Below are 21,044 nucleotides of genomic sequence, written 5' to 3' on the forward strand. Positions count from 1 at the left end.
GTGCCTCGTGACACCTGTGTCATATTTCGCGCGAAGTGCTGCGATAGGCTGAGCGGGTGACCAATGAATCCGGCAGGACAAAACTGAGCGAAGACGGATCCCTGCAGGGCGCGGTGGTGATGGCTGTTTTCGCATCACTGTGGGAACTTCTGGGAGTCTCCGGGCTGATATCCCGGATGTCGACGCCGGCATTGTCCTGCGCGGCCGTCCTGGCCCTGGCTCTTGCCGTCGCCGCGGTGACCTTCACGCTGCGCTTCGGCAGGCTGCCGGGGCCCAGACGCGAACGCCGGCCGGCCCCGGACAGCTTCCGGGTCTTCGGCCAGGTGAACATCGGGCAGACCGTGGCGATCGTGGTGGCTGTGCTGGCCCTTGGCCGGCTCGGTCTGTGGCTGTACATCCCGGCCGCCGTCTGTCTGGTGGTGGGACTGCACTTCTTCCCGCTCGCGCGCTCCTTCGCCCAGCCGCAGTACTGGTGGACCGGCGGACTGCTGACGGCCTTGGCGCTGGTCGCCGTGCTGGCGCTGGTCGGAGGCGGCGCCGCCGCCGACGTCCGCGTGCTGATCGGGTTCGGAGCCGCCCTCGTACTGTGGGCGACCGCCCTGCACGTCGCCCGCCGGGGCTGATCCAACAGCCCCGGACGCCACGGCGGTGCCCGCCCGGGAAAGGGCGGGCACCGCCGTCCGTCTCACTGGCTCAGACGAGCGGCCTTCGTCAGCAGGTGGACGAAGAACAGGTCGACGAGGAGGACGAGGTGCCGCCGTTGCCGCCGGAAGCGCCCATCTCCGGCAGGGCCACGCCCTGGGAGACCTCGAGGACCTCGAGTTCGGTCACGTCGAACGAGTCGAAGACCTGCTCGATGTCAGCCGAGTTGACCGAGACGGTGTTCATGAAGAACTCCTCACAGTTTCCTTGTGCGACCGATCGGCCGCACAAGGAAACTATTTCGAATTACGCGCCTGAAAACCACCGTACGGCCTCTTCGATTGACGATTGTCACGTGCGCAATTACGGCTATCACGCGACGCCGGCAAGAAATATCCGAAGAATCCAGGGAGAGGTAAACGGAATTCTTGCCTCCGTGGAAGGGCGAATGAAAGGCCCCCGCCAAAATGGCGGGGGCTTCCTCCAGAGGGCGGCCGGCGGTCAGCTCCGGCGCAGTTCCGAGGCGGCCCAGGCCGCCCACTGGGGATCGTTCTCCCATTTCCAGCCCTGCTCCTGGTCCCAGATGCCCGGGTCTCCCGGAGGCCGACTGCCCAGAATGAAGTCGCCTACGGACGACTCCCGCAGATAGTCCAGGCCGAGCACACGTGCCGACATGTCCGCGTCCCCGATGCCGATACCGCACGGTGCCAGGCCCATCGCCGTGGCCACCAGATACATGCTCTGGTAAAGCACGCCCGTGTGCCGGAGCGTCGTCGCGTACGCCATGCCGCTGTACTTCCAGGACAACCGCTGGAAGCGGGACGTCATCGTGATCAGGACGTCGGGCTCCGCCTCCCGGTTCGTCGCCACGGACGCCACTTCCAGCATGGCTGTGCGGTCACCGGGGTCGGCGTTCACCAGGACGAGCCGGTGCCGGAGGGGATCGTAGTAATAGACGCCCTGGTCGATGCCGTCGCACCGCCGGACGGTCAGGTACAGCTCCAGCTCGAAGGCCGAGCCTCCGGTGGGAAACGGACGGGAGACGATCTCGGCCCCCGGCTCGTCGTCCGCCGCCGGAACGAAGCGGGTCCTGATCCTGCCCACCCGGTACAGGAACTCACCGATCTGCCGGGCCGTCAGGGGCTGTTCGCCGTAGCCGCGGAACGATCTGCGGCCTTCGAGTGCGGCGGTCAGGCGCGGGTCACGGCGCTCGATGTCGTCCAGCGAGGGACGGTACAGCTCGACGGCCGGGCCGTCCGGCACGGGCTTGACGGCCGGCTGCGGCGGGATCGCCCCCCGGTGCGGGAAGACGCCCCCCAGCGGTTCGTCGAACCGACCGGCGCGCACCCGGGAGTGGAAGAGCAGGTCATGGAAATCCCACTGACGCAGCGTCGGATCCTCGTCGAAGTCCTCCTCGGCGGCACCGGCCTCGACGAAACCGGCGTCGACCAACACGCCGATGAGCGTGCGTACTTGGGGCGCGGTGAGGCTCCCCGCGCTCTCCTCGACCAGGTCGGCGACGCACCGCGCATTCGTGAGCGACGCCACGAACTGCCCGGCCGCCGGATGCACCAGGAGCACTCTGACCCTGGCCAGCGGCGACTCCAGCACCCATGCGCCCGACCTGTTACGGCACAGGGCGAACCGGGACAGCCTGACCAGGTGGTCCGCCGGAACGTCCGCGATGCCCGGGTCGGCGTCCTGCGCGGTGTGCTCGAGCCGGATCAACTCCCGGCCGCCGACGTCCACGCCCCACACGAGCAGACGCCCGAGACGGCCCAGCAGCCGCTCAAAGGGTGCGCGTTCGGCGGCAACAAGCCCGTCCAGTGCCTTGTGCAGGGGGACGACGTCATCGGCGAGCAGGGCGACAGCATCCCTCAGCCGCCCCTCGGGCATCCGCACGCCGAACGTGTTGACGGGCGTGACAAATCTGACCGACGAGGCGTCGAACTCGACCCGGACGCCCTCCCGGAAGCCCACGAGGTACTCGGCTTCCGGCCCCTGTTCACCAGGCCGCATGCTGACCTCCGAAATCGTGGTTGCGGAAGCACCATGGTCCGGTGCCGCACATTGGTTCCGGCAAGAGGGCGATGACGCGGGTCAGATGTCGCATGACATTGGTCATGTGGGCGTGCCATCTTTTCGGCGCGGCCTCCCGATTATATTTGTGTCCCGGTCGATGATGATTGTCATCCGTCCCCGTGGGCTGCTTGCGGCCGCCCGCCTGCCCTTTCACCATTACCACTGATCACCTGATGCGCCGCCAGGATCGGCAACGAGGCGCAATGTGGCGGAAGATGGGTCGGTAATGTCTGCTGGACAGGCACTGGAAAGCCGGACGGAACAGAGCCGGAACTATGTTCTGCGCATTCTGGAAGGGCTCGAGAGGGATCCGGAAAGAATCGCCGTGCATTCCTGGAACGGCGCCCTCACCGGGGCCGAGTTCCACGCGTCCGTAGCACACGCCGCGGCCCTGCTGGCGCAAACCGGCATCGGCCCCAAAGACACCGTGGCCGTACTCACCGAACCGAACTGCGCCGCCATGCTCGCCGCACGGTACGCGGTCCATCTGCGCGGCGCCGCCGTGGTCCACATCCGTTCCATGAACGCCCGCTCCGACGCGGACGAGCTGCCCGCCGACGAGCAGACACGACTCCTGCACGCCACCGGTGCACGGGTGCTGATGGTGGACGAACCCAACCACGAACGCGGTCACGTCCTCAGCCGGGGCGCGGGCGGGCCGACCCTCCTCACGCTGCCCGCGAAGATCTCCCCGAACGACGCCACGAACCTGCCCGCCGCTGTCCCCTTCGAACCGCAGGACCTGGCGGTCGTGGACCTCACCAGCGGCACCACCGGCACCCCCAAGCTCGTATGCCGCTCGTTCGAAGCCAGAGGCCGGCTCATCGACCTCTCCTTCGGCGCGGCGGCGCCCGGGCACCGTCCCATGCTGCTGTCGGTCACGCCGATCAGCCACGCAACGGCCACGATGGTGGACGCGGCGCTCGTCGCCGGGGGCACGGTGGTCCTGCACAACGGCTTCCAGGTGCAGGACGTACTGCAAGCCCTCGCGGAGCAGCACGTGACCGACGTGTACCTGGCCGTGCCCCATCTCTACCGGCTCATCGACCAGCCCGGCATCGACGAAGCCCGCTTCCCCGCACTGCGGCAGGTCCTCTACAGCGGCACCGCGGCCGCACCCTCGCGCATCGCCCGGGCCGCGCGCGTCTTCGGGGCCACCCTGGTCCAGCTCTACGGCAGCACCGAGGCCGGCGGCATGTGCACCCTGACTCCGCCGGACCACGCCGAACCCGAACTGCTCTCCAGCGTCGGCCGCCCTTTTCCCTGGGTGGAGACACAGATCCGGCGGATCGGATCCGACGAGAGGGTGCCGCGCGGAGAAACAGGGGAGATATGCGTCCGCTCGCCCACGCTCATGGACGGATACCTCGGTGAAGAGGAGCACGGCAGCCCGGTGATACGGGACGGCTGGCTGCGTACCGGGGATATCGGCCACTGGGACAAGTACGGGTACCTCCACCTGCTCGGCCGGATCGGGAGCATTGTCAAGGCCAATGGCATAAAGATTCACCCGTCATCGGTCCAGGACGTTCTGCTGCGGCATCCGAAGGTGGCGAACGCCGTGGTGCACGGAATACGCGATGCGGAGTCCGTCGAACAGCTGGAAGCCGCTGTGCAACTCCACGCCGGGGCCGGCTGCAGCGTCGACGAGCTGCGCACGCATATAACCGCCGCGCTTTCCGCGGCGCATGTCCCCGGACGCTTTTCCTGGTGGGAAGAGATACCACTCAACTCTTCCGGAAAACCCGACTATGCACTACTTCGCGGTCGAAAGGATGCGCAATGATCCACCATGGGCATTTCGCGCGGTCGTTGCGCTTGCGGCGGCTGTTCCACCACACCTTGTCAGGCCTGATGATCACCCCACTGGACCACTCGATCAGTGATGGTCCCGTCGTGCCGAGGAACAGCTCGATCGACCTGCTCGCGGGGCAGCTCGCGGCAGGCGGTGTCGACGCGGTCGTGGTGCACAAGGGCAGCGTCCGGCACATTCGTCCGGAGCGCTTCGCCGACATGTCACTGATCATCCATCTCAACGCGAGCACGGGTCAGGCGCCGGACCCGGACGCCAAGTACATCGTCACCGAGGTGGAGGAGGCGCTGCGTCTGGGCGCGGACGCGGTGAGCGTGCACGTCAATCTCGGCTCCGACGACGAGCGCCGCCAGATCGCCGACCTCGGCAGGATCTCCGACGCCTGCGACCGCTGGAACCTCCCGCTCATGGCCATGGTGTATCCCCGCGGACCGCGCATCACAGACCCGCACGACCCCCAGCTCATCGCCCATGCGGTGACTCTCGCGGCCGACCTCGGCGTGGACCTCGTCAAGACGTCGTTCCCGGGCTCCGTGTCCGACCTGAGGGCGCTCACCGAAGCATCCCCCGTTCCCCTCCTCATGGCAGGCGGCCCGGCGCAGGCCGCCGAGGAAAGCGTCCTGGACTTCGTCGAAGACCTACTCGCGGGTGGCGCGCTGGGCGTGGCCATGGGACGCAACATCTTCCAGTCCACGGCCCCGCAGCGGATGGCCGAGCGGGTGGCGCGGCTCGTGCACCGGTTGCCGACCGGACAACCGGCAGAAGCACTCAACGACTTGACGAGGGGGCATCAGCGTGACGGACAGCAAGCTGTGCTGGCTTGACATACGCGAGGCAGGCGATCTCGCGCCGGCGATACTCGAAGAAGCGGTGCATCAGCGCATCGACGCCATCGTGACCGACGACATGAAGCTGACGGCCGATCTTCCCCCCACGATCCGCCGCGTCCTCGTCCATCACGTCGGCGAGCCGGCGGACGGTTTCGGCGGCGCCGACCTGGTCCTGGTGGCCGGCAGTGCGGACGACCGGGCCAAGCTCGCCCAAGCACACCCGTCGATCGAATTCGGCCGATACGTCGAGATCGTGGACGCGGACAGCCTGGAGGTGGCCTGCCTGTCGGCCAGAACCGAACAGTGGAGCCTGCTCGACTTCCGCGACCCCACGAAGATCCCGCTGGAGATCGTCCTCGCGGCCGCGGCCGGCTGCGAGGGGACCATCGTGACCACCGCCGCGGACGTCGAAGAGGCCCGGATCCTCTACGGCGTACTCGAACTGGGCTCCGACGGCGTGCTCATGCCGGCGCGAACAGTCGGCGACGCCACCGCGCTGAGGCAGGCCGCGGGAAGCACCGCGGGGCAGATCGACCTCGTCGAGTTGGAGGTCACCGCGACCACACACCTCGGCATGGGGGAGCGGGCCTGCGTCGACACCTGCAGTTACCTCGGCCAGGACGAGGGCATTCTGGTGGGCTCCCACTCCAAGGGCATGGTCCTCTGCGTCAGCGAGACCCACCCCCTTCCGTACATGCCGACCCGGCCCTTCCGGGTCAACGCGGGGGCGATCCACTCCTACACCGTTTCCCAACACGGACGTACCCACTACCTCAGCGAACTCGTCGCGGGCAGCAAGGTCTTGGCCGTCGACACACAGGGCCGCACGCGGGTGGTCAGCGTCGGGCGCGTCAAGATCGAAACCCGCCCCCTCATCTCGGTGGACGCGGTCGCACCCAACGGGCAGGCCGTGAACCTCATCCTCCAGGACGACTGGCACGTCAGGGTTCTCGGTCCGGGCGGCGCCGTGCTCAACAGCACGGAGCTGCGCCCGGGGGACAAGATTCTCGGGCATCTGCCGACGGCCGACCGGCATGTCGGCTATCCCATCGACGAGTTCTGTCGCGAGCAGTGACAACGGCGCCGGTTCCCGCAGGCGAGATCCGCCACGGGAACCGGCGCCTTCGTCTGCCGGTCATCCACTCAGATCCAACATCGCTCGCTCGCTATGCGTACGGCGTCGTAGCGATTGCGCGCATCGAGCTTCTTGATCGCCGCCGACGCCAGATTGCGAATCGTTCCTGCGGACAAGTAGAGCTGGCCCTCCATCTCCTTCACGGAGGCTCCCGATGCGGTGAGCCGCAGTACGTCTGCTTCGCGGTCGGTCAAAGGACCACACTCTGCGGCGCCCGCGTTCGACAACAGCCGCGGATCCATGACCAGTTGTCCTGATGCGACTCCACGCACCGACTCGACCAGTCTCCGCAGCCCGGCACTCTTGGGTACGACGCTCAGCGCTCCAGCCTTCAGTGCCCGGTTCACGAGAGGGCGCGTCGCGGTGTCCACGCTCAACGCCACACCGCACGTCGGAAGGGTCTTGCGGATCTCACCAGTAGCCGCCGCCCAGTCGCCGTCGATCTTGTCCGGGTCAATCAGCGCCACCTGCGCGCCGGAGTGGTCCACGGCTTCGACCAGCTTGTGGTACCTGCTGACCACGCTCACCACTTCGAGGTCCCTTTCATGACCGAGCGACTGGGCCAGCAATTCGGCCACAAGTAGAGCCCCACCGGCAATGGCAACGCGAATCGCCATACTGTTCCCCCATTGCGTCTGACGCGGCCCGTGTGGTCGGCACAGGCAACTTGCTGTCACTCTAGAAACATCTGTGCGAGCACCGTGGCCTCCTGAGGAAGATTTGAGGATTCCGCCGTTCCGCTCGGTTTCCCAAGCCGGATCGGCCGTGGTCACGGGCTTCGACGCGCAGGCATGCCCGGGCAGCAGGGGCGGGTGGGAGCGACCCAGGCCAGACGCTTGGAGGAGCGCACGAGGTCGTCGCGTAGGGCGGAGGCACGTACGCACTGCATTGGAGGGTGAGCCTCCAGCGAGGGTCGAGGAAGGGCGGCCGGCAGGGTTTTGGGCGGCTCGTCGCGTGTCCGCTGAGCCACGGCTGGTGTCCCGTCGTCGGCCGAATGGTGGCTGGCCCAGGTCAGTGCCGGGGCCCTTCGTTTGAAGCGGGTCGGCCGTGGCAGACGGGACTCGCGAACGACCGGAGCGTGATGGACGGAAGTGCACACACCTCGCGATGTCGCGGGCGGCTTCGCCCCCCGGGGCCCTCACCACGGCCGGATCGGGCAGACCCCCACCCGCCGCCCGGCACCGTCCAGCAGATGCCCCATCGGTTTCACGGTGCCTACGCCAAGGCCGCGTTCGGTGACATCAAGGCTCGGCCACTGGGGCGCAGGCCGCTGTCCCGCGCTGCTGCACCGAGTCGATGTCGCGCAGCCAGTAGGTGGCGAGCACGTTGGCGGAACCTGTGACGGCGGCCAGCAAGCGGCACTCGGGCAGTGTGGCGAGGGTGCGATGCAGACGGTTGACGTCGCTTGCCGTGGCACGGCCGCGGCAAGCGACGTCAACCGGTGGCCCCGACACCGGCGGGGCCACGTCGCAGCGGAACGCCACGATCCCGCTCGCCGTAGGCCGGTTGAGCCGTCGGCTAATGGTGGCGGCGCTGCTCCCGGTGAGATCGGCCAGCACCGCGAGCCGCGTCCACCCGTCCTTCACGAGTGCGTCGAGGAGCACGTGGTCCGGCGCGCTCAGGTCGCAGACGGCACCGCCCGCGCCGTCCGCGGTGCCTGAGTGGGCCAGCGCGGAGAGCCGGGAGGTGTTGAGTGACCCAGCCGTCACCTGGAGCCTTCCGCGTAGAGCGATGTGCCGAAGACGCATTCCACGGCCAGGGCGTCGGGTAGGGAGGCCAGGTCCTCGTTCACGAACCGGTGTACAGCCGTGGGGTCCGGCGCCAGCTCGTCCAGCATGAGGTCGGCGCGTGGTGGGGCGACCAGTTCGACCGTCACCGCCTCCCGCAGCCGTGCCACCTGCCCGGCCGGACGCCGCCGGGCCGCCGGAGCGCAGCGGACGAAGACGAAGGCCGTGCAGCCGCCGCGGGCGAAGTGCGGGCCGGGCACCGCCGACACCCGGGCCAGCGCCTCCGCGGTGAGCCGTGCCACATCACCACGTGACGGGTCATCGCCGCCGCCGACCGGATCGTGCCGCCGGCCACGATGCCGCGGGCGCCCGCCGTGCCGTCTCCCCCTGGTCGCCTCCTTCTCCGGGCCGCAAGGCCCAAGGCCCGGCACCGTCAGGGCAGTTCAGTCCTCTCCTGACGTGGTGGCACCGTCCTGCGCCGGCGATACCGGCGTGGCCGACGCCAACATCGGCTCCATCCAAGGCATCGGCTTCCCGGCCTGGACCGGCGGCGTCCTGCAGTACTCCAACCAGTACGACGGCGGCCTGCCCGGCTTCGTCACCCGTGCCCGTGAACTCGATGCGACCCACGGCGATCGCTTCCTGCCGCCCACCTCACTGGTGGAGCGCGCCGAGCGCGGCGAGATCCTCGCGTGAGAACGCACCGGGCGCGTAGGTGGGGAAGCGGTCGGGGAACCAGTCGGGGCGCGTGCGCGTTTTCAGGAGGGAGATGGCTGTGTGCTGCCGAAGGGACTCCGGCGGCGCGCAAGTCACCAGCTCCTCAAGCCCAGTTGTCCGGTGCTGCGACGGAGGGGAGCGCGGCCGGGAGTTCATGTTGACGGTCCCCAGGAGGGCGCCCGGCGCCCGGCCGGGGCGCAGGGGGACCGGGATGCCGCGTCTCCGTATGCCAGTACAAGGCTGCCGGGAATTCCCTCAATACCCGCCGCGCCGATGGGCTATTTCCCGTGCGCTTATGGGGAGCCGATCATTCCGCCTCTCCGGTAGATAGCGCTCCCATTGTTTCCAATTCAACGATCACGATGTGGTCGGTCGGCGATCCCGACAGGACTGCATGACAAAAACCTTGCATCGACTCGATCCTCCTGGCAGTGTGCGATGGTCGGTTCTCGACATTGCGTCACGGGGGAGACTCGATGTGCTACATCGTTCCGATTGACCATGACCGCTTTTCCTTTCCGCGTTCCGTGGTGCGCCGCGCTGCCTGACCACATCCGCAGCTGGATGCGTCGTACGGCAGCCGGTAGGTCCGCTGTGAGTTCGCCAGGGAGGGAAGAGCGTTGGACCACACCTCTGCACCCGCACAGAAGCCGATACAACACCACTTACGCCGACCGGATGCGTACCCCGGCGGACGCTTATCAGAGATCGTCCAGGTGCCGATTAGCCGCATCGTGGTCGCGGGCTCACTGCGTACGGGCGGGGAGGATCCGCAGCACATCAATGCGCTCGCCGAAGTGTGCTCCGAACTCCCGCCGATCGTGATCCACCGCAAGACGATGACCGTCATCGACGGTGTGCACCGGCTCAGGGCGGTGGAGAACAGCGGCGCCACGCACATAAGGGCCGTCCTCTTCAACGGCGACGAGCGAGAAGCGTTCGTGCTCGCGGTCAAGCTGAACAGCAACCACGGACTGCCGCTCTCCCTCGCCGACCGCAAGGCGGCGGCCCTGCACATGCTCGCCGACTTCCCGGAGTGGTCCAACCGGCGGCTGGCCGGGGTCGTCGGCCTGTCGGACAAGACCATCGCGGCGCTCAGGCAGCGGTCGGGTGCGGAACTTCCGCACCCGACCGCCGTGCGCGTCGGACGGGACGGGGTGGCCTACCCCCTCACGGCGGCCGAAGGACGCAGTCGCGCTCAGCTGTACCTCGCCGCGCATCCCGACGCGTCCGCACGGGAGGTGGCACGCGCCGCGGGCATCTCGCTCACCACGGCGAAGGACGCCCGCAAGCAGGCACGCGCCCTGCCAGGGGAACCTTCGACGACGGTACGCCCGGACGACGGGCCGGTCCCGGAGGACGGAACCCGCCACCGCGCGGACAGCGGGGCGGTCCCGGAGGACGGAACCGGCCACCGCGCGATCGGGCCGGGCAGCGGGTCGGGCACCGGGGCGGTGCCGGACGACGCCTCGGCCCGGGACGGCGGCGCCGGCCGGCCCGCGATCGTGAAGCGTCCCAGGGCGCACCAGGCGTGCCAGGACCTGTCGCTGGCGGTCCGGCGGCTGCGGGCCGATCCCTCGCTGCGGTTCACCGAGGTGGGCCGGAAGTTGCTGCGGACCCTGGACACCTCGGCCACGCAGCCGCACGACTGGGCGGCGATGGCGAACAGTCTCCCGATGCACTGCGCGCCGTTGATCGCCGAGCTGGCCCGGCACCACGCCGAGAGCTGGCAGCTGCTGGCGGAATCGTTGACGGAACGGATCAATGCCCGCGAGAGCGGCGCATAGATTTTCGGCCGGTTCAGCAGGTACCGTTTCCGGCATCTTCGGTTCGGCGCCTCGCATTGATTCCGCGGGTACCGCCTCCTTACGTATTCAGTATTTGGACTCTTCCGTCGAACGCCGGCGCAATAGACCAGGCGGCAATCGCCGCCGCGCCGACGTCTGTTCTGCGGCAACACCGAATGACGTTATTGCTTGAATTGCGACCCAACTGCCGGCGGTTGCCCGGCACTCGATCGTTTTCGTACGATGGCTTTCACGAATTCGAAGCGGGGGAACGTGACTTCGTACAGCCCAAGCCATGCTGGGCATGAGCAATCGCCCGTGCCCCGACCCATCACTCGTAGCGGCCCTTCATTACCGGGGATGCCGACACACTGGTACAACTTCCTGGGAGACCTGCCCGCTCCCATGCCCGAGGTCAGGGACTTCGGAAGCCCCACCGCAGCGGAGATATCCGCGAAAGTCCGGCCACGAGTCCTCGTGGAGCAGAACAGTCCGAGCGAGCAATGGATCGCGATACCCGAACCGGTCGTCGAGCGGCTGCGGCAATGCGGCCGGCCGACACCGCTGCACCGGGCGCACCGGCTGGAGCGGCATCTCGGTACGGGCGCGAGGATCTACCTCAAGCGTGAAGACGTCCTTCCCACCGGCAGCTTCAAGCTGAACACCGCGATAGCGCAGGCGTATTACGCGGCCGAGGAGGGGCGGACCACCCTCGTCACGGAGACCGGCGCCGGGCAATGGGGCATGAGTGTCGCGCTGGCGGCGAAGATGTTCGGCCTCGACGCCGAGATCTTCATGGTGCGGTGCTCGCTGGACCAGAAGCCCTACCGGCGTCACTACATGGAGCTGCTGGGGGCCACGGTGCGGCCCTCGCCGTCGGCCCACACGGCGATCGGACGACAGATCCTCGGGAAGGTGCCCGACCACCCCGGCAGCCTCGGCACCGCGATCAGCGACGCCATCGAGCACGCCCTGGGCGACCGCGGTGCCGCGTATCTCGCCGGCAGCGGGATGCCGCACGTCTACCTCCACCAGACGTTGCTCGGGCTCGAGGTCGCCCAGCAGCTGAAGGACGTCCACGGCGAGGACCTCGGGGTCGACGGGCGCGGCGACCACCTCATCGCGTGCTCGGGCGGCGGCAGCAACCTCTGCGGTCTCATCGGCCCGCACCTGCGGGCCAGGGCCGACGGGGCGGACCTGCGCTTCCTCGCCGCGGAATCCACCGCGGCACCCCGGCTCACCCAGGGCGTCTACGAGTACGGCCGCACCGACCTGGGCGGATTCACGCCCGAGGTGCTCGGCTACACGATGGGGGAGAGCTTCATCCCGCCGCCCAACCACGTCGGCGGCCTGCGCAACCACCACAGCTCCGCCCTGGTCAGCCTGCTGCGACACGAGGGCGTCCTGGACGCCGTCGCCTTCGACCAGCGCACGGCGCTCGACGCCGGCCGGCTGCTGCTGCAGACCGAGGGCCTGCTGCTCGCCCCCGAAGCAAGTCACGCGGTCGCCGCGGCACTTGAGGTCGTGGCCAAGGCCGACGCGGAAGACCTCGAACCGGTGATCGTGATCCTGGCCAGCGGCTCCGGCTTCCTCGATCTGCAGGGCTACGACGAAGTCCTGCTCGACGCATAGACGCACACACAGACGCACACACAGACGCATACGCACCGTCGCGTCCCCGCACAGACGCGTCGCCGCACCACCCCTCACGGCATCTTCGCACCCTGCGATTGGGAAGCCCTATGCGCTTGGCGACATTCCAGCCCCAGCTCGGCGTGCACTGCGAGACGACCACCCTGCGCAACATGATCCGCCATGCCGGTGCCGACATCTCCGAACCCATGCTGTTCGGCCTCGGCCAGGGGATCGACTTCCAGTACTGGGATGCTCCCGATCCCGGGCGCGGCACGCCCATGCTCACCGGACGCATCGGGCCGGCGCTGCTGTCGCGCAACGCCTGCTCGGCCCTCGGTGTGGAACTGCGCGAATCGCGGGCGCCCGACGCGGAATCGGCGCGTGCCGCGGCGGAGAAGCTGCTCGAGGCGGGACACGTCGTGGGGATGTCCGTCGACATCTTCCACCTCGACTACTTCTCCTCCCGCAGCCATTTCGCGTCGCACTACATCGCGCTGTACGGGCTCGACGACTCCCTCGCCCACGTCGTCGACACCGACCAGCAGGGTGGGGCGCAGACGCTCCCGGAGGAGTCGCTGCGCCGCGCCCGCGCCTCCGACGAAGGGTTCATGCCGACGCCGCATCTGCAGATGTACGTGGAGCAGCTGCCGGCGCGGCTGACCACCGACACCGACGCGGTCCTGCGCGAGCGGATCTGGCCCGCCATCCTGCTGACCGCGCAGCGCATGGCGGGCGAGAGCGGGCCGCGGTTCGGCCTCGGCGCCCTGCGGCGGGCCGCCTCCGAGATCGCCGAATGGAGCGACACCCTCGCCGGCGCGGACGAGCCGGACGAGGCGGTGCAGGGCGTCGGCCGCTTCTGGCGCTACGCGGGAACCGGGGGAGCGAACTTCCGCAAGCTCTACCGCGAGTTCCTGCTCGAAGCGCAACAGCGCTACGGCGACGGCGAACTCGCCCCGTTCGTCGAGGACTTCGCCGACATTCAGCAGCGGTGGGACCAGGCGATCGAGCTGCTGATGGCCTACCGCGGCGCGGACGACGGGCGACGGCAGCTGGAAGCCGTCGCGGCCCGGCTGCACGCGATCGCCGACGCCGAACAGTCCCTGTTCGAAAGGCTGCTCGTGCCGGCCACCAAACGGGCGGGTGAGCAGGTTTGACGACCACCCAGCCAACCAGCCGGCCGACCACCCAGGTGAAGTCCGTCTGCCGGATGTGCCACGGCGGATGCGGCGCCGTCGTCGACCTCGTCGACGGCGTCCCCACCGACATCCACGGCGACCCGGACAACCCCACGAGCGAGGGCTACTTCTGCATCAAGGGCAAGGCCTCACTCGACCTGCTGCGCAGCCCGGAGAGGCTGACGACGCCGCTGGTGCGGACCGGCCCCCGCGGCTCGGGGACGTTCGAGCCGGTCAGCTGGGAAACCGCCCTCGACCGGATCGGCGACGAGCTCGCCGCCACCATCGAGCGGCACGGGCCCGAGTCCGTCGTCCTCGCCCAGGGCACCGACCGCAACTACCAGGAATGGGTGTTCCGGCTCGCGAACGCGATCGGCACACCGAACGTCGTCGGCCCGGCGCACGTGTGCTTCTACCCCCGCGTCATGGCCTCGATCATGACGTACGGCGCATTCACCTTCTGCGACTACGACGGCGATCCCGAGGTGGTCCTGCTCTGGGGCAGCAACAAGCCCAACACCCACTCCGACGGCGTGATCGGCGTCAAGCTGCTGCGCGCCGTGGAACGGGGCAGCCGCGTCATCACCGTCGACCCGCGCCGCACGCAGACCGCGGCCCGCTCCAGCCTGCACCTCGCCGTCCAGCCCGGAACCGACTGCGCCCTCGCCCTCGGCATGATCAAGATCGTCATCGACGAGGGCTGGTACGACCGCGACTTCGTCGACACGTACACCTCGGGCTTCGACGAACTCGCGGCACACGTAAGGGCGTACGACCTCGACCGGGTCGCGCGGATCACCGGCCTCGCACCCGGGCTCATCCACGAGGCGACCCGCTCCTACGCCCTCGCCTCCCGCGCCTGCATCGAGGCCGGAACCGGCCTGTCGCAGAACGAGAACTCCTTCGACACCCACCGCGCGATCGCCCTCCTCGCCGCGATCTGCGGCAACATCGACGCCCCCGGCGGCGACGTGATCTGGGACCCGATGCCGATCGAGGGCCGGCGCGCCTTCCCCCGCTCGGACCTGCTCCCCGAGGAGCAGGCGAGGAAGCGGATCGGCGGCGACAAGCACAAGATCCTTTCGATGTCCGGCTGGGTCGCGCCGGGAGACCTCCACGAGGCCGTCGTGACCGGCTCGCCGTATCCGATCACCTCCGTGGTGGTCTTCGGCAGCAACATCCTGGCCTCGCACGAGAACACCGAGCTGGTCCGCGAGTCGCTCGCCAAGCTGGACCTGGTCGTCGTGTGCGACCTGTTCATGACTCCGACCGCCCGGCACGCCGACGTGATCCTGCCGACCTCGAGCTGGCTCGAACGCGACCAGATCGTCGAGTTCAACTCCTACATCGCCGCCCGGCAGAAGATCGCCACCGTCGACGGCTGCCGCTCCGACGAGGAGATCATCCTCGAACTCGCCGAACGGCTCGGCCTGAGCCGGCACTTCTTCCCCTCCCTGGGAGCCGCTCTCGACGCCAAGCTGGCCGGCCTCGACCTCACCTGGGAACAGTTCACGAAGATCGGCTACATCCGGAACGAGAAGCGCTACCACAAGTACCGCGACCGCGGATTCGCCACCCGCTCCGGACGCGTGAATCTGATGAACAACGGACTGCGCGCCATGGGTTACGAGCCGTTCCCGTCCTTCCGCCCGCCGCCGGAGACGGACCCGGACCTGCCGTACGTCATGACCAGCGCCCATCCACGCCAGTTCTACAACACCGAGTTCCACCAGCTGCCCACCACCTCGCGCAGCCAGACGACGGCGCAGGTGACCATCCATCCCCGCACCGCACGGCAAGAGGGTCTGACGGACGGTGAAGAGGTGGACCTCTTCTCGCGGGCCGGTGCGCGCGGGGTGCGCATGACGGTCAGGATCTCCGATTCCGTCGCACCGAACGTCGTGATGGCGGACGCCGGCTGGTGGTATCCGGGCGAATCCTCGACCGGCGACTCGCTCAGATCCTCGGTCAATCTCCTGACGAACAACGACCGTTCCGACGTGCATATGGGGAGCGCGACGATGAGAGGCGTAGCAGTGGGAATCCGGCGGGCGGAGGCCGGCCGTGGCTAGCGCGCGAGGCACCGTCGCCGCCCGCGTACCCGAAACCGACGAGGGCCTCCAAGGCGACGAACTGGCCCTGAAATACGACGAGATGCAGCGCCACATCCGGGACAACGGCTGGCTCCAGGACAAGGTCGACGACATCCTGAATGCAGGAATCGACTCCGGTGAGGTCCTGGAACTCGGCTGCGGACCTGGCTACTTGGGCCTGGAATGGCTCAAGCAGGCCCGGCCCTCCGCCCGGCTCGTCGGCCTCGACATCTCACCGGCGATGCTGAGGCGGGCGAGCACCAATGCCCAGGGATACGGCGTCAGCGAACGCTGCGCCTACGAAGGCGGCACCGTACTGGCGCTGCCCTTCGAGGACGGCCGCTTCGACCACGCCATCAGCGCCGCCTCCCTGCACGAATGGGCGGACCCGGTGACCGCCCTGTCGGAAATGCATCGCGTGCTCAAGCCCGGCGGCCGGTACGTCATCTCCGATCTGCGCCGGGACGTCGACCGGACGACGTTCCAGTTCATGAAGGCGAACATCGCGGCCGACATGCGGCCCGGGTTCCGGACCTCGATCCGCTCCTCGTACCTCACCAGCGAAGTCGAGGAAATCCTCAAAGGCACCGCACTGGCGACGGCCGTCGTGACCGAGGTCCAGATGGGAATCGTCGTCACCGGCAGGAAGGAAGCGCCATGAACTCACTCGCGGGAAGGATGCCGGCCATCACCGCCACGCGTGACGGGCGCTTCCCCGACCGTCCCGGCTTCGGCCGCTCGTGGGAGGAGATCCTCCAGACGTCGGACACGTGGCAGGACCTCGACTGCGGGCAGTACCTGTCCGCCTGGTGCGGCCACGCGCCGGCCGACGTCGTCGAGAAGTTCGCCGGGGTCAACCACGTCGGCATCTACATGGGCGACTACGACAGCGACGACGAGGTCTTCGCCTGGAACGCCCACCTCAGCGACCTGAAGGCCGCCGGGCAGATCGCCACCATCGAGATGGGGCCGTCGTACATCTCACCCCGGCAGTACGGCACACCGGGATGGTGGAACTCGATCGTCCTCGCCGACGGACGCGCCATCGAGATGTTCGCGTGCCGCCGCTACGGCCCCTGGGCACAGCGATCCGCCGACGAACGCGGACGGCTCATGTCCCACGTCGCCATCGACGTGCACGCCGACGCCGACGTCCGCCACGTCCTGGAAACCCTCGACCGGGACGTCGACCACCTGGAGAACATCGCGTTCACCGAGGCCGACGAACTCGGCCACACCTACGGCCATTTGCGCAACAACGACAGCAGCACCGTCCTCGAGATCGTGTACGAGGCGGCCCGCGGCGGGACGGGGCACGGCGATGGCGGTCATTGACATCTCGCCGTACTCCGGTGAGCACTGCGAATCCACCGCGCTGCTCAACATGCTCCGCAACCACGACATCGAGCTCAGCGAGCCGCTGATCTTCGGTCTGGGGCAGGGCCTGTCGTTCCTGTACTGGCACTCCAAGCAGATGCCCAACCCCTTCCTGGCCGGCCGGGTCAAGCCGGACCACCTCATGCGCAACGTGGCCGACGCCCTGAGCCTCGAACTGCAGGCGCAGGAGACGTCATCCCCGGCGAAGGCCGAGGCCACCCTCCTCAAGGCGCTCGACGAGGGCGACGTGGTGGGACTCAAGCTCGACCGCTACCACCTCGACTACGCCCACGAGAACCACCACTTCGCCGCCCACTACGTCGCCTGCATCGGCTACGAGGACGACCGGTTCGTCCTCGTCGAGACCCGCTCCCTCGGCGTTCAGTCGACCTCGCGGGACAGCCTGACGCGGGCCCGGTCCGCCAAGGGGCCGATGTCCTCGCGCAGCCTCTCGGTCCGGGTGGACCCGCGCGGATACGACGAGTCCGTCCTCGCCAAGGCCTGCCAGTCCTCGATCCTGGCCACCGCGAACGAGTTCCTGAACCCGCCGATCACCAACATGGGCTTCAAGGGCATCGCGAAGACCGCCTCGCTCATGCCGGCCTGGCGCGAGCGGCTGGAGCGTCCCGCCGAGGCGATGAGCATCGTCGGCACCAGCATGGAGGAGGGCGGCACCGGCGGCGGGCTCTTCCGCACCCTGTGGGCTCAATTCCTCGAAGAGGCCCACGAGTTGACCGGCATCGTCGCCTACGACGAGCTCGCCGTCGAATACCGCCGCATCTCCAAACGCTGGACCGAGGTGGCGAACCTGCTGCGCGACGCCGACGACACCGGCGCCGGGCAGGCACTCGATGAAGCCGCGTCCATCGTCAACTCCCTCGCGGACGCCGAACGTTCGGCGATGAGCCGGCTGCAGGAGGCGTCCCGATGACCACGATCGCCCGGCCCACCGGCCACGACCCGCGCAGCACCCTGCACGACACCCTCGTCTCCCGCGTCGACATCGCGCACAAGGTCGCCGCGGTGACGTCCCTGGACCGGCAGGCCCTCGACACATGGGCGGCACAGGCGCTCACCGCGACCGTGGAGCACGCCTGCCGCAACTCACCGTTCTACGCCGGGCACGTACCGGCCGACGCCGCCCGAGCGGTGACACAGGGCCGTCCGCACGCCTTCGAGGCCCTGCCCTTCACCACCCGCGAACACCTCGCCGCCGCCTACCCGCTGGGCATGCTCGCCGTGCCGCGCCGTGAGGTCATCCGGTTCGACGAGAGCTCCGGCACCGGCAACGGACGGCCCATCGCGGCGTTCTTCACGATGGCGGACTGGCTGGAGAACAACCTCACCGTCGCCCGCCTGCTCGCCACCGTGCTGGACGAACGCGACGTCGTGGCCATCGCCGTCCCCTACGAGCTCGCCGGCGTGGGCCAGGACCTCGACCGCGCCGTCGAGATCCTCGGCTGCACCATCGTGCCGCTCGGCGCGGCCTCACCGTCCTGCAGCCCGGACCGGATGGTCGACGCCCTGCAGCGCTCGGGCGCGACCACCCTGGTGTGCTCCGGAACGCGCGCCCTGTTCCTGGGCGAGATCGCCCGCCGCCGCGGCATCGACCCGCGCCGCGACCTCGCCGTCTCGAAGATCCTCATGGCGGGGGAGGGCGCGTCGCCCGCCAAGAAGCGGCGCCTGGCCGACCAGTGGGACGCCGTCGCGTACTCGATGTTCGGCATGACCGAGACCAACACGCTGGCCATGTTCTGCCCCGAGCGCCAGCTGCACCTGGTCGAGACCCGCTCGTTCTTCGAGGTGGTCGACCCGGCGTCCGGCGAACGGCTGCCGGACGGCTCCGTGGGCGAACTGGCCGTGACGACGCTGGCGAGCCGCGCCATGCCGCTGCTGCGCTACCGCACCGGCGACGTGTGCCGGATCGAGGCGGCGCCGTGCGCCTGCGGCTCCCCGCTGCGCCGCCTGCAGCACCGCGGCCGCATCGGTGACCGCATCCCCGTCGGGGACCGCTGGACCTCCCAGCTGGAGATCGAGGACATCGTCCTGGGCGCCATGACCACCGCGCCGTACTACTTCGCCTTCGACACCGACGGGGAGGGTCTGGAGATCGCCCTGCCGCCGTCCAGCGACGACGACGCGACCCGCACCTCGATCGCGGCCGTTGTCCGGGAGCGTCTCGGCGCGTCCACACGTTTCGGCCGGCTGGACACCGACCGGTTCGAGACGGCGCTGCGCACCTCCGCCAAACCGGTCATGCGCCACTTCAGCGCCTACGGGGGAGGGGGCGCGCGGTGAGGGTCGAACTGCCGCTTCCCACACGCCTTCCCCTCGACGGGCGCTTCGAGATCGACGACACGTGCATCGACTGCAAGCTCTGCAACGACCTGGCGCCCGAGAACTTCGACGCAGACCTCGACAACGACGTCCACTACGTGTGCAAACAGCCCGAGACGCCCGACGAGCTGGAGCGGGTCCTCGACGCATTCGAATCCTGCCCCACCGAATCGATCCGGTACGCAGCGGGGCCAAGTGAGGAGTGATGGCGCAATGTCAAGCCCGGACGATCCGGCAATAGCCGACACCTGCGCCGGCCGGCGGCAGACGACCGAACTGGGGCCGGTGGCCGAGAGCTACGACCAGCTGCACCGCATCGACCTGCTCGGCGAGGCGCGGGCCGCACGAGGGGTGCCCGAGGGCACGTACGACTCGACCGTGTGCGCGGTCTTCCAGGCGTCGGAGGTGGGTCTGCTCAACCTGGCCCGGCTGGCGAGCAGGACCCAGGCGTGCGTGCTCGCCGGCGACATCCCCGCCGCCTCCCGCTACGGCCAATGGGCCGTCGGCTTCCACCGGTTGCTGCGCAGGCTCGGCACGGTGGCGTTCGCCGCCCGCAGCGTCTTCGGAGCCGCCGGGTCCGCCGGGACCGCCGCCGTAAGCATCTCCGAGTCCGCCGGCTACGCGGCCTACGTCGACGCCCTGCGGGGGCTGGAGGACGCGGCCAAGGGCTCGCTGCTGGCCGCCGCACCCGAGACGGTTCGCTCCACCATCGCCACCAGGAGCATCGACGACCCCCTGTACCGCCTGCTGCACGGCATCCGGACCGCCTGCCACGACGCCACCAAGTGGGAGAGCGACCTGACCGCCGTACCCATCGGGGTGTGCCGCGGCACCGACGAGCTGATCTCCGCCGAGACACTGGCGCGGGCGGTCGCCGCCACCGAGCTCAACTCGGGCACCCTGCACGGCGAGTTCGTCGCCCTGCACCAGATCCCGGAGATCCTGTGCGCCGAGGCCAACGACCACCTCGAAGTCGCCATCCTGGCGATCCGCGCCTCTGAGCTGAGCCGGGCCGCGCAGCACCTGGCCGCCTGCCGGTGGCTGCTCGATCCGGTGGTCGAGGCGCAGCGGGTGATGGCCGAGCACCTGGCGACCGGCGAGTACCACGGGTTCCGCACCAATCTGGGACCTGCGAGCGGCACGCACTCGCTGTCGATCAAACAGCACATGTTCCGGGACCTGTTCAAGCACATGTGGAACGGCCTGGAGGCCTGGCTGTCCTCGCTCGGCGGGTCCTCCCTGGAGGAGACCGTCCAGGACATCGACGCACGCCGCCACGACGACCCGGAGGCGTGGCTGCGGCACACCGTGGTCGACCAGGCGTTCCAGCTGCACTCCGCCCACCAGCAGTGGCGGCACGAACATCTGCACATGCCCCGCAACTGCCTGGGCAGCGGCGGCACCAAATCCATGATCGGTATCCCGGACGGGCCCCAGGCCGTCTACAAGATGCGGGACGCGGCCAACGCCCAGCACTCCCTGGCAGCCATCCACCAGGCGCGCCGCACGAACCTGGCGAACGCCGTGCCGGACTCCCCCCTGGCCAAGCTCATCACCGACCCCAGTTCGCTGGACTCCGAGCTGATGCGGGTCGTGGGCGAGGCGACCCGCGAGTACTTCCCCCAGGTGCAGGAGCAGAGCTATCAGCCGTTCCGGTCCGGCGCGGCCGAGCGGAACGCGTAGGAGCGCTGACG

At 68.9% G+C, this 21,044-nt stretch carries 19 protein-coding genes and 1 pseudogene; 15 read left to right on the top strand and 5 right to left on the bottom strand.

The window, feature by feature from the left end:
• Positions 1–176: 176 nt before the first annotated feature.
• On the top strand, positions 177–623 hold the full coding sequence (locus ACIBN2_RS13110; protein ID WP_399134390.1) for a hypothetical protein: 447 nt from the start codon (positions 177–179) through the stop codon (positions 621–623).
• 88 nt (positions 624–711) lie between these two features.
• Here the strand turns inward: ACIBN2_RS13110 and ACIBN2_RS13115 are convergent, their stop codons facing one another.
• Both ACIBN2_RS13115 and ACIBN2_RS13120 read right to left on the bottom strand, forming a co-directional pair.
• Positions 712–888, bottom strand: a complete 177-nt coding sequence (locus ACIBN2_RS13115) for a thiazolylpeptide-type bacteriocin (RefSeq protein WP_127355226.1) — start codon at positions 886–888, stop codon at positions 712–714.
• Between the two features lie 255 nt (positions 889–1,143).
• A complete protein-coding gene (locus ACIBN2_RS13120) occupies positions 1,144–2,661 on the bottom strand; it encodes a SagB family peptide dehydrogenase (RefSeq protein WP_399134391.1) in 1,518 nt (505 codons plus the stop codon).
• 289 nt (positions 2,662–2,950) lie between these two features.
• On the opposite strand from ACIBN2_RS13120, the gene ACIBN2_RS13125 reads away from it, so the two are divergent.
• The 3 genes from ACIBN2_RS13125 to ACIBN2_RS13135 are packed head-to-tail and all read left to right on the top strand — an operon-like array spanning position 2,951 to position 6,442.
• Complete coding sequence (locus ACIBN2_RS13125) at positions 2,951–4,510, top strand: class I adenylate-forming enzyme family protein (protein WP_399134392.1); 1,560 nt, start codon at positions 2,951–2,953, stop codon at positions 4,508–4,510.
• A complete protein-coding gene (locus ACIBN2_RS13130; protein ID WP_399134393.1) occupies positions 4,507–5,361 on the top strand; it encodes a 2-amino-3,7-dideoxy-D-threo-hept-6-ulosonate synthase in 855 nt (284 codons plus the stop codon). The genes ACIBN2_RS13125 and ACIBN2_RS13130 overlap by 4 nt, the downstream gene beginning before the upstream one ends.
• On the top strand, positions 5,333–6,442 hold the full coding sequence (locus tag ACIBN2_RS13135; RefSeq protein WP_399134394.1) for a 3-dehydroquinate synthase II family protein: 1,110 nt from the start codon (positions 5,333–5,335) through the stop codon (positions 6,440–6,442). The genes ACIBN2_RS13130 and ACIBN2_RS13135 overlap by 29 nt, the downstream gene beginning before the upstream one ends.
• A 68-nt stretch (positions 6,443–6,510) precedes the next feature.
• On the opposite strand, the gene ACIBN2_RS13140 is transcribed toward ACIBN2_RS13135, so the two are convergent.
• The 3 genes from ACIBN2_RS13140 to ACIBN2_RS13150 all read right to left on the bottom strand — a co-directional run bounded on the left by ACIBN2_RS13140 (position 6,511) and on the right by ACIBN2_RS13150 (position 8,531).
• Complete coding sequence (locus ACIBN2_RS13140) at positions 6,511–7,119, bottom strand: LuxR C-terminal-related transcriptional regulator (protein WP_399134395.1); 609 nt, start codon at positions 7,117–7,119, stop codon at positions 6,511–6,513.
• A gap of 624 nt (positions 7,120–7,743) precedes the next feature.
• Positions 7,744–8,211 (bottom strand): Lrp/AsnC family transcriptional regulator, encoded by a 468-nt coding sequence (locus ACIBN2_RS13145; RefSeq protein ID WP_399134396.1) that lies wholly within the window; start codon positions 8,209–8,211, stop codon positions 7,744–7,746.
• Complete coding sequence (locus ACIBN2_RS13150) at positions 8,208–8,531, bottom strand: hypothetical protein (protein WP_399134397.1); 324 nt, start codon at positions 8,529–8,531, stop codon at positions 8,208–8,210. The genes ACIBN2_RS13145 and ACIBN2_RS13150 overlap by 4 nt, the downstream gene beginning before the upstream one ends.
• Before the next feature lie 190 nt (positions 8,532–8,721).
• On the opposite strand from ACIBN2_RS13150, the pseudogene ACIBN2_RS13155 reads away from it, so the two are divergent.
• From ACIBN2_RS13155 to ACIBN2_RS13205, 11 genes and pseudogenes are all read left to right on the top strand, one after another.
• Positions 8,722–8,925, top strand: a pseudogene (locus ACIBN2_RS13155) (hypothetical protein); the annotation flags it as partial.
• A gap of 737 nt (positions 8,926–9,662) precedes the next feature.
• Positions 9,663–10,733 carry a ParB N-terminal domain-containing protein gene (locus ACIBN2_RS13160; protein WP_399134399.1) on the top strand — a complete coding sequence of 357 codons (1,071 nt, stop codon included), beginning with the start codon at positions 9,663–9,665 and terminating at the stop codon, positions 10,731–10,733.
• Positions 10,734–11,093: 360 nt separating this feature from the next.
• Entirely contained in the window at positions 11,094–12,365 is a 1,272-nt protein-coding gene (locus ACIBN2_RS13165) for a TrpB-like pyridoxal phosphate-dependent enzyme (protein WP_399134400.1), read from the top strand.
• 110 nt (positions 12,366–12,475) lie between these two features.
• A complete protein-coding gene (locus tag ACIBN2_RS13170; RefSeq protein ID WP_399134401.1) occupies positions 12,476–13,522 on the top strand; it encodes a BtrH N-terminal domain-containing protein in 1,047 nt (348 codons plus the stop codon).
• A complete protein-coding gene (locus ACIBN2_RS13175) occupies positions 13,519–15,615 on the top strand; it encodes a molybdopterin-dependent oxidoreductase (RefSeq protein ID WP_399134402.1) in 2,097 nt (698 codons plus the stop codon). The genes ACIBN2_RS13170 and ACIBN2_RS13175 overlap by 4 nt, the downstream gene beginning before the upstream one ends.
• A complete protein-coding gene (locus tag ACIBN2_RS13180; RefSeq protein ID WP_399134403.1) occupies positions 15,608–16,297 on the top strand; it encodes a class I SAM-dependent methyltransferase in 690 nt (229 codons plus the stop codon). The genes ACIBN2_RS13175 and ACIBN2_RS13180 overlap by 8 nt, the downstream gene beginning before the upstream one ends.
• The gene (locus ACIBN2_RS13185; protein WP_399134404.1) at positions 16,294–16,971 is read left to right on the top strand and encodes a hypothetical protein; all 678 of its coding nucleotides are present in this window, start codon (positions 16,294–16,296) and stop codon (positions 16,969–16,971) included. The genes ACIBN2_RS13180 and ACIBN2_RS13185 overlap by 4 nt, the downstream gene beginning before the upstream one ends.
• Positions 16,958–17,944: a BtrH N-terminal domain-containing protein gene (locus ACIBN2_RS13190; protein WP_399134405.1), complete on the top strand. Its 987-nt coding sequence runs from the start codon at positions 16,958–16,960 to the stop codon at positions 17,942–17,944. The genes ACIBN2_RS13185 and ACIBN2_RS13190 overlap by 14 nt, the downstream gene beginning before the upstream one ends.
• A complete protein-coding gene (locus ACIBN2_RS13195) occupies positions 17,941–19,311 on the top strand; it encodes a phenylacetate--CoA ligase family protein (RefSeq protein ID WP_399134406.1) in 1,371 nt (456 codons plus the stop codon). The genes ACIBN2_RS13190 and ACIBN2_RS13195 overlap by 4 nt, the downstream gene beginning before the upstream one ends.
• Positions 19,308–19,556: a ferredoxin gene (locus ACIBN2_RS13200; protein WP_399134407.1), complete on the top strand. Its 249-nt coding sequence runs from the start codon at positions 19,308–19,310 to the stop codon at positions 19,554–19,556. Before ACIBN2_RS13195 ends, ACIBN2_RS13200 begins: the two co-directional genes overlap by 4 nt.
• 7 nt (positions 19,557–19,563) lie before the next feature.
• Positions 19,564–21,033 (top strand): hypothetical protein, encoded by a 1,470-nt coding sequence (locus ACIBN2_RS13205; protein WP_399134408.1) that lies wholly within the window; start codon positions 19,564–19,566, stop codon positions 21,031–21,033.
• The last annotated feature ends 11 nt before the right edge of the window (positions 21,034–21,044 follow it).

The organism is Streptomyces sp. NPDC050534 (assembly GCF_044457745.1).
Taxonomy (GTDB): Bacteria; Actinomycetota; Actinomycetes; order Streptomycetales; family Streptomycetaceae; genus Streptomyces.

What these genes read in the sequence shown, in the direction of transcription:
- ACIBN2_RS13190 (WP_399134405.1), top strand. Translation starts at nt 16,958, where the DNA reads ATGGCGGTCATTGACATCTCGCCGTACTCCGGTGAGCACTGCGAATCC.
- ACIBN2_RS13110 (WP_399134390.1), top strand. Translation starts at nt 177, where the DNA reads ATGTCGACGCCGGCATTGTCCTGCGCGGCCGTCCTGGCCCTGGCTCTT.
- ACIBN2_RS13115 (WP_127355226.1), bottom strand. Translation starts at nt 888, where the DNA reads ATGAACACCGTCTCGGTCAACTCGGCTGACATCGAGCAGGTCTTCGAC.
- ACIBN2_RS13140 (WP_399134395.1), bottom strand. Translation starts at nt 7,119, where the DNA reads ATGGCGATTCGCGTTGCCATTGCCGGTGGGGCTCTACTTGTGGCCGAA.
- ACIBN2_RS13130 (WP_399134393.1), top strand. Translation starts at nt 4,507, where the DNA reads ATGATCCACCATGGGCATTTCGCGCGGTCGTTGCGCTTGCGGCGGCTG.
- ACIBN2_RS13185 (WP_399134404.1), top strand. Translation starts at nt 16,294, where the DNA reads ATGAACTCACTCGCGGGAAGGATGCCGGCCATCACCGCCACGCGTGAC.
- ACIBN2_RS13195 (WP_399134406.1), top strand. Translation starts at nt 17,941, where the DNA reads ATGACCACGATCGCCCGGCCCACCGGCCACGACCCGCGCAGCACCCTG.
- ACIBN2_RS13120 (WP_399134391.1), bottom strand. Translation starts at nt 2,661, where the DNA reads ATGCGGCCTGGTGAACAGGGGCCGGAAGCCGAGTACCTCGTGGGCTTC.
- ACIBN2_RS13125 (WP_399134392.1), top strand. Translation starts at nt 2,951, where the DNA reads ATGTCTGCTGGACAGGCACTGGAAAGCCGGACGGAACAGAGCCGGAAC.
- ACIBN2_RS13170 (WP_399134401.1), top strand. Translation starts at nt 12,476, where the DNA reads ATGCGCTTGGCGACATTCCAGCCCCAGCTCGGCGTGCACTGCGAGACG.
- ACIBN2_RS13205 (WP_399134408.1), top strand. Translation starts at nt 19,564, where the DNA reads ATGTCAAGCCCGGACGATCCGGCAATAGCCGACACCTGCGCCGGCCGG.
- ACIBN2_RS13165 (WP_399134400.1), top strand. Translation starts at nt 11,094, where the DNA reads ATGCCGACACACTGGTACAACTTCCTGGGAGACCTGCCCGCTCCCATG.